The sequence below is a fragment of the Burkholderia sp. APQ4-4ca genome, from assembly GCF_057837105.1.
In genome coordinates this window covers 1-12,651 of sequence record NZ_JBYQCG010000097.1, presented here as the reverse complement: position 1 = coordinate 12,651, position 12,651 = coordinate 1, and the positions used below count along the sequence as shown (strand labels likewise).

8 protein-coding genes and 1 pseudogene are annotated in these 12,651 nt (G+C 62.4%); 6 read left to right on the top strand and 3 right to left on the bottom strand.

Annotated features, from left to right (window positions below; all coding sequences use genetic code 11):
* Positions 1–31 precede the first annotated feature (31 nt).
* The 4 genes from AC3IFE_RS10885 (at position 32) to AC3IFE_RS10870 (ending at position 5,379) form a co-directional block, all read left to right on the top strand.
* Entirely contained in the window at positions 32–814 is a 783-nt protein-coding gene (locus AC3IFE_RS10885) for an ABC transporter substrate-binding protein (protein WP_489190521.1), read from the top strand.
* Positions 811–2,799 carry a Fe(3+)-hydroxamate ABC transporter permease FhuB gene (gene fhuB, locus AC3IFE_RS10880; RefSeq protein WP_489190520.1) on the top strand — a complete coding sequence of 663 codons (1,989 nt, stop codon included), beginning with the start codon at positions 811–813 and terminating at the stop codon, positions 2,797–2,799. Before AC3IFE_RS10885 ends, fhuB begins: the two co-directional genes overlap by 4 nt.
* A 94-nt stretch (positions 2,800–2,893) precedes the next feature.
* On the top strand, positions 2,894–4,525 hold the full coding sequence (locus tag AC3IFE_RS10875; RefSeq protein WP_489190519.1) for a cyclic peptide export ABC transporter: 1,632 nt from the start codon (positions 2,894–2,896) through the stop codon (positions 4,523–4,525).
* Positions 4,522–5,379 (top strand): ATP-binding cassette domain-containing protein, encoded by an 858-nt coding sequence (locus AC3IFE_RS10870; RefSeq protein WP_489190518.1) that lies wholly within the window; start codon positions 4,522–4,524, stop codon positions 5,377–5,379. The genes AC3IFE_RS10875 and AC3IFE_RS10870 overlap by 4 nt, the downstream gene beginning before the upstream one ends.
* 280 nt (positions 5,380–5,659) lie before the next feature.
* Here AC3IFE_RS10870 and AC3IFE_RS10865 read toward each other — a convergent pair whose 3' ends face one another.
* Together AC3IFE_RS10865 and AC3IFE_RS10860 are read right to left on the bottom strand one after the other, a co-directional pair.
* Entirely contained in the window at positions 5,660–7,795 is a 2,136-nt protein-coding gene (locus tag AC3IFE_RS10865; protein WP_489190517.1) for a putative bifunctional diguanylate cyclase/phosphodiesterase, read from the bottom strand.
* 321 nt (positions 7,796–8,116) lie between these two features.
* Entirely contained in the window at positions 8,117–9,814 is a 1,698-nt protein-coding gene (locus tag AC3IFE_RS10860) for a methyl-accepting chemotaxis protein (protein WP_489190567.1), read from the bottom strand.
* A gap of 540 nt (positions 9,815–10,354) precedes the next feature.
* Here AC3IFE_RS10860 and AC3IFE_RS10855 point away from each other — a divergent pair.
* Positions 10,355–11,479 carry an excisionase family DNA-binding protein gene (locus tag AC3IFE_RS10855; RefSeq protein ID WP_489190516.1) on the top strand — a complete coding sequence of 375 codons (1,125 nt, stop codon included), beginning with the start codon at positions 10,355–10,357 and terminating at the stop codon, positions 11,477–11,479.
* 325 nt (positions 11,480–11,804) lie between these two features.
* Here AC3IFE_RS10855 and AC3IFE_RS10850 read toward each other — a convergent pair.
* Positions 11,805–12,212, bottom strand: a pseudogene (locus tag AC3IFE_RS10850) (LysR substrate-binding domain-containing protein); the annotation flags it as partial.
* 88 nt (positions 12,213–12,300) lie between these two features.
* Between AC3IFE_RS10850 and AC3IFE_RS10845 the strand changes: the two are divergent.
* Complete coding sequence (locus tag AC3IFE_RS10845) at positions 12,301–12,609, top strand: transposase (protein ID WP_489190515.1); 309 nt, start codon at positions 12,301–12,303, stop codon at positions 12,607–12,609.
* Positions 12,610–12,651: the final 42 nt, after the last annotated feature.

Here is a 12,651-nt window from a genome sequence, read left to right as displayed (position 1 = left end):
GGCTTTCGCACCGAACGCACCGAGAATCGTCGTGCTGGACTGGCCGCTGACCGAGATCGTGCTGTCGCTGGGCGTCGTGCCGGTGGGCGTGTCGCGTCCGCCGTGGTACATGCGTGTCGACGGCGTTCCGCCGTTACCGCGCGACGTGACCGATACGGGGCTGCTGTTCCAGCCGAACTTCGAGGTACTCGATGCGCTGAAGCCTGATCTGATCGTGATCACGCCGTTCCACGCGCCGCTGCGCGCGATGCTCGAACGGATTGCGCCGATCTTGACCGTCGGTCTGTTCGGGCAAGGCCTCGATGTGTATGCGGCCGTTCGCGATGTGACTCGGCAGCTCGCGCAGGTCTTCGACCGCCCGGCGACAGCCGACGTGCTGCTGGCGCGGGCCGATGCGCAGCTTGGCAACGTCACGCGGCAGCTGGCTGGTTTTCGTGCGACGAAGCGGCCGGTGTACCTGCTGTATCCGATCGACGATCGGCACATGTCGGTGCTCGGTGAAAACAGTCTGTACGGCGGGGTGCTGTCGCGCGTCGGGATCGCGAATGCATGGCGTGGCGATGCCGATCCGCAAGGTGCGACGCAAACCGAACTCGCCGCGCTCGCGCGGCAGCCCGACGCGCAGGCGCTGGTGCTCGACATGCCGCCCGGTGTCGGTGCGCAGCTGGCGCGTGGCCCACTGTGGAATGCGCTCCCGTTCGTGAAGGCAGGCCGCGTGCGCACGCTCGGCGCGCTGCCATCGCTCGGGGGCGTCGTTGCGTCGATGCGCTTCGCGCATGGCCTGGCACTCGCATTGCAGGAGGGCGCGCGATGAGGGCTAGGACGATGACGGCCGATGCCGGCTCGCGCGCGTGGATGCTGCCGGCGCTGCTGGCGCTGGCAACGGTGTGGGCCGTCTTTCACACGCTGGCCTCGCAGCTTCCCGTCGCGCAATGGCCGGGCATGCTGACGGGCGGCGCGGACGTGTCGATGGCGCAACTCGTCGCGCGCTATGCGTGGCTGCCGCGCGTCGTCGTGTCGATGACGACGGGCGCCGCGCTCGCACTGGCCGGGGTCGTGTTTCAGCAGGTGCTGCGCAATCCGCTCGCGGAGCCGTTGACGCTTGGCGTATCGTCGGGCGCGTCGCTCGCGCTGTCGGCCACGTCGATCGTCGCACCGGCGCTGGTGGCGGGCGAGCGCTTCGCGGTTGCGCTCGGCGGTGCGGCGATCGCGATCGCGGCGACGCTCGCGCTGACCTGGCGCAAGGGTTTCGCGCCCGTGCCGGTGACGCTCGCCGGCATGGTCGTGAGCCTGTACGGCGGCGCGCTCGCCGTGCTGCTGGCGATCGTGAACGAGCGTTCGCTGGTTGCGGTGTTCATCTGGGGCGCGGGCTCGCTCGTGCAGAACGGCTGGGAGGTCGCGGCCTGGCTCGTGCCGCGCGTGGCCGGCTGCATGGTCGCGGCGTGGCTGCTCGCGCGGCCGCTGGCGCTGTTCGCGTTGGACGATCGCGGCGCGCGCCAGCTCGGGTTGTCGGTCACGGCGGTGCGGTTGGTCGCGCTCGCGATCGCCGTGTGCCTGAGCGCGCTCGCGACGAGCGCGGTCGGCGTGATCGGTTTCATCGGGCTCGGCGGCCCCGCGCTCGCGCGGCTCGCGGGGGCGCGCCGGCTGCGCGACCAGCTCGCGTGGGCGCCGTGCATCGGCGCGCTGCTGCTGACGCTCGCGGATCAGCTCGTGCAGTGCCTGCCCGGCGTACTGGGCGGCCGGTTGCCGACCGGCGCGGCGCTGGCGCTGCTCGCCGGTCCGCTGCTGCTGGCGATGCTGCGGGGCGTCCGTACCGGCGGCGTGCGGTCTGCGATCGATACGTACGACACGCGGCGCCGTTCCGTCGTCCGGTTCGTGTTGCCGGGCGGCGTTGCGCTCGTGCTGGCCGTATGGGTGTCGCTGCATTTCGCGGTGACGATCGACGGCTGGCAATGGACGCATGCCGCGCAATGGCCGGCTGTCGCGTTCTGGCGCGTGCCGCGCGTCGCTGCATCGCTCGGCGCGGGCGTGATGGTTGGGCTGGCCGGCACGGTGCTGCAGCGCCTGACCGGCAACCCGATGGCGAGCCCGGATCTGCTCGGCGTGAGCGGCGGCGCGATGCTCGGGCTGCTGGCGGTCGCGCTCGGCGTGGGCGTGCCGTCCGCGCCCGCGTTGCTCGGCGGTGCGTCGGCGGGCGCGCTCGCGTGCCTGGCGGCGATCATCGCGTTCGGGCGTCGCACCGGCTTCGCGCCGGACCGGATGCTGCTCGCCGGCATCGCGATCAGCGCGTTCTCTCAGGCCGCGATCGTGCTCGCGACCGCGCGCGGCGGCGTGCAGGCCGAACTGCTACGCGCGCTGCTGTTGGGCTCGACTTATGTGGTCCTGCCGCAGACTGCGGTTGCGGTGTGGATCTGCACGGTCGCGGGGGGCGCGCTCGCGTGGCTGGCGCTGCGCTGGCTCGACATCCTGCCGCTCGGTGCCGACGTCGCGACCGCGCTCGGCGTGCGTGCGAGCCACGCACGGGCGGCACTGTTCGTGGTGGCCGCGCTCCTGACGGCGGGCGCGACGATCGTGATCGGACCGATGTCGTTCGTCGGCCTGATGGCGCCTCACTTCGCGCGGCTGCTCGGCTTCGCGCGCGCGCGTTCGCAACTGCTCATCGCGGCGCTCATCGGCGGGCTGCTGATGGTGGCCGCCGACTGGCTCGGCCGCAACCTGCTGTTTCCGCAACAACTGCCGGCGGGCATTCTCGCGACGCTGATCGGCGGTCCGTATTTGTTCTGGCTGCTGCGACGATGATGCCGGCGGCACGTTCAATCCCCACTACAACCGATGGCGGCGCGCCGCCCGTCGCGCGAGCGGCGCGGCCGCGTCGCATGCGCAAGGACACTCCATGTCGCTGTTTCGTTTCCTGACCGGCAGTTTTCGCTGGACCCTGCCGTTCGCGTTATTGACGAGCCTCGCGAGCGGGATCGGCAATGCGACGCTGATCGCGCTGATCAACCAGGCGCTCGGCGCACCGCCCGAACGTCTCGCCGCGCTCGGCTGGCGTTTCGCGGCTGTCGTCGTCGCGGTGCTCGCCGCGCGCGCCGTGTCGCAGATGCTGTTCATGTCGCTCGGGCAGCGTGCGAAGGCGATGCTGCGCATGCGCACGATCCGCCGCATCGGCGACGCGTCGTACCCCGATCTCGAACGGCTCGGCAGCGCGAAATCGCTGTCGGTGCTCACGCAGGATCTCGACACGATCGTCGTGTTTTTCGTGAATTTGCCGACGATTGCGATGCAGGGCGCGGTCATTGCCGGCTGTCTCGCGTATCTCGGCTATCTGTCATGGCAGATCCTGCTGTTCGCCGCCGTCACGATCGGGATTGCGATGCTCGGCTTCCGCGCGGTCCAGGGGCGCGCGATGGCCGACCTGCGCGATTCGCGCAGGCGCGAGGACGATCTCGTGCGCCACTTCCGCGCGCTGTTCGATGGGGCGAAGGAACTGAAGCTTCATCGGGCGCGGCGTGACGCGTTCGTCGGTGAAATGCTGGAGCCGGGCGTCGAAGCCGTGCGCGTGCAGCGCACGCGCGGCTACATGCTGTACGCGGCCGCGGCGAGCTGGGGCAACCTGGTGTTGTTCGCGTTCATCGGCCTCACGCTGTTCGTGCTCGCGCGCTGGTTCGAGATCGATGCACGCGTCGCGTCGGGCTACGCGATGGTGTTCCTGTACATGATCATGCCGATCGAAGGGCTGCTCGCCGCGATTCCGTCGCTCAGCCTCGCGCGCGTCGCGTTCGAGCGCATCGAGCAGCTCGACGCGGAACTGCCGCGCGAGCCGGCCGACGGCGAACGGCCCGGGCACGCGTTCGCGCGGATCACGCTCGACGGCGTCACGCATCGCTACGTGCGCGACGGCGAAGCGTTCACGCTGGGGCCGATCGACCTGTCGTTCGTACCGGGCGAAACGGTGTTCCTGATCGGCGGCAACGGCAGCGGCAAGACGACGCTCGCGAAATTGATCACGGGCCTTTACGCACCGGAAGGAGGGCGGATCCTGCTCGACGGCGAACCGGTCGACGCGGCATCGCGCGAGCGCTACCGCCACCTGTTCTCGGCGGTGTTCAGCGATTTCTTCCTGTTCGAGCGGCTGTTCGGAATCGACGCGGCGTCGCGCCAGCGGGCGCACGCGTTGCTGGACGCGCTGCAGTTGTCGCACAAGGTCGCGGTCGAGGGCGCCGCGTTCTCGACGCTCGACCTGTCGCAGGGGCAACGCAAGCGGCTCGCGCTGCTGGTCGCATACCTGGAGGACCGGCCGTTCTACGTGTTCGACGAATGGGCGGCCGACCAGGACCCGCTGTTCAGGGACGTGTTCTACCGGCAGCTGTTGCCGGAACTCAAGGCGCGCGGCAAGACGGTGCTGGTTATTTCGCACGACGACCGCTATTTCTCGCTGGGCGATCGCAGCGTGAAGCTCGACTACGGGCGGATCGTCGCGCAGTCCGGTGCCGTGACGTCGCATTCGACGGTATCTCCGACATGAATCCGATTGCTTCCATACCGGCGCAGGCTTGCGCGCCGCAGTCGTCCGTGGCCGCGGCAGCGCGGGTGGCCGAATTGCAGGCGCCGTTCTTCGCGCTCGAACGCGTGTCGTTCGAAGCGGCCGGGCGTGTGCTGCTGCATCCGGTCGATCTTGCGTTTGCGCGCGGCAGCGTGGTCGGCCTGCTCGGTCACAACGGCTCGGGCAAGTCGACGCTCTTGAAGCTGCTCGCGCGGCAGCAGCGACCGCATGGCGGCACGATTCGGCTGCAGGGCCGGCCGCTCGACGCATGGGCGAACCGGGCGCTCGCACGTGCGATCGCGTATCTTCCGCAGCATCTGCCCGGTACCGACGGCCTGACCGTGCGCGAACTCGTCGCGCTGGGGCGCTACCCGTGGCATGGCGCGCTGGGCCGGTTCGGCGACGATGATCGCGCGATGGTCGACGAGGCGCTGCGTGCGACGGACACCGCGGCCTTCGCGGACCGGGCCGCGGACAGTCTGTCGGGCGGCGAACGGCAGCGCGCGTGGCTCGCGATGCTCGTCGCGCAGCGCAGCGAGTGCCTGCTGCTCGACGAGCCGATTTCCGCGCTCGACATACGGCATCAGATCGAGGTGCTGGCGCTCGTGCGCGCGCTGGCGCTCGAGCGCGGCCTGTGCGTGGTGGTGGTGCTGCACGACGTGAATCTCGCCGCGCGCTACTGCGACCGACTCGTCGCGTTGCGGCAGGGGCGCGTCGTGGTCGACGGCACGCCGGCCGAGTTCATGTGCGACGCCGTGCTGACCGACGTCTACGACGTCCGGATGGGGACGGTCGCGCATCCGACGGGCGACGGGCGCATCGGGTTCCCGTATTAGGTGGCGTTTGCGTAGCAAACCGATACCACTTTGGCTTGTCTTGAAAAGCAGATGGCGTTGTCGCGCGCCATCTACCAAAAATCAGTCAGGATTGCATTTGACATAATCAACATTATCGACATTTTTGTTGTAAGAGCAAAGTTGTAATGTCGTATCTGGGCAAAGTTGAAATGTCGTAGTTCGAGGGTTTCGGCGCATGCTGGCGGCGGTTTGAACTGCCGGAGCGCATCGTGGGCCGACCGGGACTGATCACCATGAGCACGCGGGAGAACGATCGTCGTCACGAAAGAACGGGCTCGTCTTCTCTGCTGGACATACGCGCCCGCAATAGTTCGAAAGCCTCGTTGCTTGTAACTGCTTTCCCGAACAGATAGCCTTGCCCATAAGTACAACCTCGCTCTCTAAGTGCATCCTCAAGCTCGATGGTCTCAATCCCTTCAGCTAAGGTTGACAACCCGAGCCCGCTGACAAGGTTGAGCATCGCGTCGACGATCTTTTCGCTTTCCCTATCAACAAGCATCGATTGAATGAAAGATTTGTCGATCTTGACCTTATCGAAATGCAATTCCCGAAGATGATGCAGACTGGCGTATCCCGTACCAAAATCATCCAGAGACACCCGTATCCCCCATCGCTGTAAATTCTCGATTGTTGATTTTGTCGCCTCAATATCTCCTACCAAGGCTGACTCAGTCATTTCAATTTCCAAACGTTCTGGCGGAAAATCCTCCTCATTAAGAATCGAAAGGATTTGGGCTGGAAAATGTGCGTCGGCGAGCTGTTGAGGAGACACATTCACCGCCAGCGATGGAGTGCCTGGCCACTGCCGGGCATCCCGGCAAGCCTGCCTTAATATCGCGAGCGTAAACGAGGCCGCCAATCCGAGCCGTTCAATGACTGGGACAAACACCTCCGGGGTGACGGGCCCGCGCGTAGGATGAGTCCAACGCGCAAGCACTTCAAAGCCATGAATCTCTCTTGTGGAGAGGTCGACGAGCGGCTGATAATACGGACAGATTACGTGAGCCGTAACCGCCGTCCGTATGTCAATCTCGAGTTCAGCTTCTTTCCGAAGTTCCTCTCGCATGCTTTCCTCGAAAAACTGGTATTCGCAGATCGACTTTCCTTTGGCACGATACATGGCGGCATCCGCAGATCGTACGAGCGAGTCTGCATCAGATCCGTCACGGGCGTACATTGCCACGCCGATACTTCCACCCATCTCGAGATGAATTCGCTCAATATCAAACGGTGCCCGCAGTGCCTCGATTACACGGATTGCGAGTGCCTCCGCGCTTTGCTGCGCTGCGTGCTCGTCGAAACTAACAAGGAGGGCGAACTCGTCGCCGCCGTGACGGGCGACGATGTCGGTTGTACCTACAAGCGCGCGCAGCCGGTTCGCGATAGTACACAGAACAGTATCACCCGCAGCATGACCATAGAGGTCATTGATTGGCTTGAACCGAACAAGATCAATTACGTACAAAAAGTGCTTCCGGTCGGACGTGTCGTCTTTGAGGTGGTCAATGCGCGAGCGGAGATGCCTTCGGTTGAACAGCCCGGTCAGAGGATCGTGATGTGCAAGGCGTGTGGCGGTTTCCTCGGCGAGCTTTGTCGCAACGTAGGTTTCACGGAGCACTTCCGTGTTGAGCCGGAAGCGCTGGAACGCGCAAATGAGGCCGCCAATTTCATCTCTACGATCGGTCACCGGAAACTGAGTGTCCTCTTGACCTGAAGAAAGGCGGCTAAGTGCGTCGGTGATTCTTTCCAAGGGATGAAATATGAGCAATTCAAGCCGACGCGTCGTCCAAAACTGCACGGCGCATGCCAGGATGCCGACTCCGATAACCAGGAAAAATAATGCCTGTGACGTGCGGACGATTCGAAATGTGTCTATATATGCAGCCGCCGCGTTGGCTTCAATGAGTGTGTCGATTGCCCCGTCAGCCGCTTCGTACAGATTTTTGGTTTCACCTTCAAACGCGGCTTCTGGTGAGCTGCTATTTTCCCAGTCACTCTCAGAGACAATATACGCGTTCATCCTTTCTAGTGCATGACTGAGGTCGCCCGGCGAGTATGCCGCGTTACTCGCGGCCAGCACGGCCTTTGACTCAGTAAGTGCACGTCGGTGCTCCGCTGCGCGGCTTTTTGCTGTCTGCAGATCTTCTGCCTTCCTGGCCAATAGAATTTGAGCTTGAGCCAGTCGAAGTTCAGTGACTCGGTCGCCCATCTCACCCAATAATTTCGTGTTTGCAATCCATACGCTATTTAACCAATAGGCTTCATTCCGAGTACTGCTGAGCTGTATGCAGACGGCAGCGAATGAGCAGCAGAACAAAGTCGCGATCACAGCGCCGAACACTCTGAATCGTAATCTCGTTGACGCGTTGAGTCTGTCAAAAAAGCTCGTCTGCATCCGGTCTCCGTAATTTTTGTACGTGAACTGACGTCTGTTTAGAGGATGATCTCACCAGTCTGTACAGGCATTTCTGCTGCGGTTCTCATGCACGACTCTGAAAGTTGCCGCTTCCATATACGGTGCGTCCACGGCGCGCCGACAATTTGCGAGTTCAATCAATACAGAGCGAGATCGAAACAAACGCCGACCGCAGGATTGGTTGGCAGAATCAGGAGACTGGACGCTTGGGCATAACGCCGGTAGGGAGTCGGTCTCGCTGCCGGCGAAGACTTGGCGGCCGATCAGCGAGCTGCCGTGTCAAAGTGCACAGGCCGCCACTTAGAACGACTGCCAACCAGCACTGCTTTCATTGGAAGGCAGTGCGGCTTCGGGCCGACGTTGAGCAATGCTCCTCGCCTTAGGCATTGGCCGCCGCGCAAGCTCGGGAAGATGCCGCGGCACACTGGGAGCGCCACTGGTCGAGTCAGGCAGGCGGAAAATCGAGACGAGGTCGCGAAGGGTGCTTGACTGAGATGCCATCGACTGGGCCGCTGCCGAAGCTTCCTCCACGAGCGCCGCATTCTGTTGCGTAACTTCGTCCATTTGCATGACAGCCTGATTGACCTGCTCGATACCGGTATGCTGCTCAATCGATGCAGACGCAATTTCCCCCATGAGGTCAGTGACCCGCTTTACGGATTCAACCACGTCCTTCATGGTGGCGCCCGCGTTGTCCACAAGCGATGTACCCGCTTCAACCTTGGCCACCGACTGGACGATTAACTCCTTGATTTCCTTGGCAGCCGAGGCACTTCGCTGCGCAAGTCCCCGCACCTCGCTCGCCACTACCGCAAAGCCCCGGCCCTCCTCACCCGCACGTGCGGCTTCAACGGCCGCATTCAGCGCGAGTATGTTCGTCTGGAAAGCGATGCCTTCGATGACCGCAATGATCTCGGCGACCTTTGCCGAGCTTTTGGAAATGTCGTGCATGGTGTCAACGACTTCCGCGACCACCCGCCCTCCTCTGGCAGCGATCTCCGATGCGTTGCTGGCGAGTGTGTTTCCCTGCCTCGCGTTGTCCGTGTTCTGTTTGACCGTCGCTGTCAACTGCTCCATGCTAGCCGCGGTCTCCTCAAGAGATGCTGCCTGCTCCTCAGTCCGTTGGCTAAGGTCAGTGTTACCTGCGGCGATCTGCGCGGAGCCTGTGGCGATGCTCTCGCTACTCGAGCGGACGCGGCTCACCACATCCAGCAACCGTGCGTTCATATTGCGTAGCGCGAGCAGAAGCTGGCTCGTTTCATCGCTACCGGATACTTCAATGTCGGATGTCAGGTCGCCGCGCGCCACAGTCTCGGCAATGCCGACCGCTCGTCCCAGCGGAGTGACTATGGAACGGGTAATCAACCATGCTACAGCGACGGACAGCAGCAGCGCTGCGCCGCAAAGCACACCGGTCAGCACGATCGTCGCGTGATAGTTATTCGCCGCTTCGCTCGTGGCAGCATCTGCTCCAGCGCGATTGAGCTTCACGTCCTGCTCGACCAACTGCACTGCTTGCGCGAACAGCGCTGCAGATTCGCCTGTCGCGAGCGATCTGGCGGCGGAAAAGCCGACATCGCCCGATTCCGAGAGATCAAGAAGTTTCGTGTCGGATATTTCGTATGCAGCCCACGCCCTGTTCAGATCGCCGAAAGCCTGTCGCTCCTCGGGCGATGAAAGGAGCTTTTCGTAGCTTGCCATAGCAGCTTTGAGGGATGACAACGCAGCGTCGTGCTGTGCGCGCTGGTTTCGCTTCGCTGTCGCCTCGCTCTCCATGACGGAGCGCAAGCTCGCTCGCCGGACGCCGTTAGCAAGCGCCCTGATTTCGCCTAGTTTCTGAACACTGGAGAGCCAGTTGTCAGCGATGTCCTGAGTACCCGCATAGATTCTCGACGCCTGCAGCATCGCCAGGCCCCCCGTCATCATTAGAAGCAGCAACGTGATGCCGAACCCGACCCGCAGGCGAGTACCAATCCGTAGGTTTCCTAAATATCTCATTAGCTTTCCCCAGTTCAATATCCGTTTTTAGTGGTGTTGCTCTGCAACTGCCTCCGTTCCGCAACTTCAGCTCATAGGCGCCCCGTTCCTGTCCTGTCGAAAACGGGCTGGCGCGCCATGAATGTTGGAGTATGTTTGGTCGTTCGTTTGGCCCCGTGGGGCTCGTCAGTTTCCCCCTTTGTTTTTGCGGGTCTTGATGCACGCGTACAGCGCCAAGTTATATCGACTATAACGGCAGCTATTTGAAAGGCTTTAGGATATTTTGCCGATTTTTCCGTTTTAAGTGTTTACTGCTTACGGAATCCCCGAGGGCGTTGCGCCGACCGAAGCGATCCTTCGCGGCCTTGAATTTCAACTTCCTTGGCAAAAAAATCACATAGGCCGGTCCCCGCTCCCTTCCCACAGGGGCGGGGGAAGCGAATCAAGGATCGATGCGCACGCGACATCGTAGGTTAAATTGCCGAATTTGCCATATTTGATTTCCCGGGTGCGGTATACCCTTGCATCAGGTATTCTGCGAGCAATGTAGACAGGAACCTCATGGAAGACCCCATCATTACCACCCGGGAAGCAGCGGAGATCCTCGGCGTGTCGGTGCGTACGGCCCAGACATGGATCGAAGAGAACGCGCTCGACTCCTGGAAGACACCCGGCGGACACCGACGCATCCGGCGCAGCGCTGTCACGGACCTCAAGGCTAGGCTTGCTGAGGAAAAGATCGATGTGCCCGCGCTGTTGCTCGTGCATGCGCCACAGCATAAGACCCAGCGTCTTGTGGAAATGCTCGGCGTTCTGCCCGAGTGCGCGGTGCACGCGAGCTCGGACGCCGTTCAGACCTCGCTATGTGCCGGTCATCTTCTGCCCTCAGTGATCGTCGTTGACGACGACAGCGCCGACTGCTTGACCCTTGTGGAGCACATTCTGGAACATCCTGCGCTCGGCCACACTCACGTTGTCATGGTTGGCCATCCCAAAGGCACAGAGAACCCCGCATTCCAAGGCGTCGGACGGCGTTTACACCTGCTAGACGTCGGCAGGTCCGCGAGCGTCATTCAGACCACGGTCCGCCGGTTGCTTGCCGACGACGGAGCACTAAATGAGCTTGCAGCCGGTCCGCTGAAGGGCAGACCGGCTGGCAACGAAGTGCAAAGGCTGAGGGCAGTGACTGCTTCTGGCCTGGTAGATACCCCGACCGAAGAAGCCTTTGATGAAATTACGCGTCTCGCCGCGGCCATTCTTGAGGCCCCCATTGCGCTACTGACTCTTCTCACGCCCGACAGGCAATGGTTCAAGTCACGTTGGGGGCTTGAAACGACGGAAACGCCGCGCTCATGGGCGTTCTGTAACTTCACGATCCTACAGGATGACGTGTTTGTCGTTGAGGACGCGACCATCGACGTGCGCTTTGCCGATAACCCCCTCGTGACGGGCTCGCCGCACATCCGTTTTTATGCCGGGGTCAACATTCGTGACAGTCAGGGGTATCCACTGGGCTCGCTATGCGTGATCGACCGCATGCCGCGCAGACTTCCGAAATCGCAGCGCGACGCACTGAACACGCTTGGGCATCTGGCGTCTGACCGCATTAATCTGCGCATCATGGAACGTAAGCTCCGCTGGGCCACAGGGCAACGGGCCAGCCATACCGCCATATCGGGGCGCTGATCGCCGCCGCTTCCCGAGTTCCACGATCGCGCCGATGTGATCTGGCCAAGTCGCGAGCAGTCATTCAGCTTGCACGCACGGCACCACGTGGACGCAACTGCTGATGCACTTCATGACCGAGAGATCGCTGTTGATGTCATAGCCAGACTTGTCGTCGAGGCTGTCTAACCCGAGAAAGCGTATGGAAACCATACCGTACCGCAACTAGTGGGTCCGGTTTTGGCCTGTAGTTTGATCGCCTGCCCCCTTGGGAGCGCCGGCGACGAACGCGACTGGGACGATCACGATGACGATGCGTGAAGTGGATCGACTCGAGGTAATGCCTTCAGGCAGCCAACGCCGGCGATGATTCCTCCGTGACATCCGGGTTGAAACGGGTCATGCAGTTCAGGTCAAGTGCGCGTATCTGCTCGGTCATGAAGTCGACGAAGATACGAATGCGTGTCGGCAGATGTTGCCGACTGAGATAGCAGATATAGTGACCGCGATCTTCCGGCAAATACTTCGCCAGCGCGACTACGAGCTCGTTCGATGCAAGGTGGTCGCGAATCTGATAGCCCGCCATCTGCGCGATACCCGCTCCGCGTAGTACCGCCTGCAACACCAGATCCGCGTCGTTGAACGTGAGGCGGGACGTCGGCAAGTACTTTTGTACTCGGCCGTCGACGTTGAATTCCCATTCGAAAATGCGGCCGTTCGCGAATCGGAAGTTGATGCACTCGTGCCGGTCGAGAGTAAGCCGTCAATAAACGACGCCCTACCAATGGTAGGCAGAAGGTCAGATGCTAAGTGTCCGCGTGGACACATGCACTCAGACCGTGATGACAGAGAAACAGGACCTTCGAAGCAGACTGGTGGTTGGCCGCAGACGGGATGGCCGGCGGGAATTTGATGAAGATGCCGTGCGGGAGCTGGTCGAGTTTTGCCTGAGGCCGGGGGTATCGATCGCCCGGGCGGCCATGGACCATGACGTCAATCCGAACCAGTTGCGTCGCTGGATCTCGCGCCATCAGCAGCATACGCTGCAAACCCCGACGAGGCCGGACCCGCTGGTGATCGACGGCGTATCGATCGACATCCCGGGTTCAGCACGTCGTGTTCCGGTGGGTGAAGCGTATGCGGTCTTTTAACGACGCCCATCAGAGGTTGGGAGTGGCAGGCATGCTCCATGG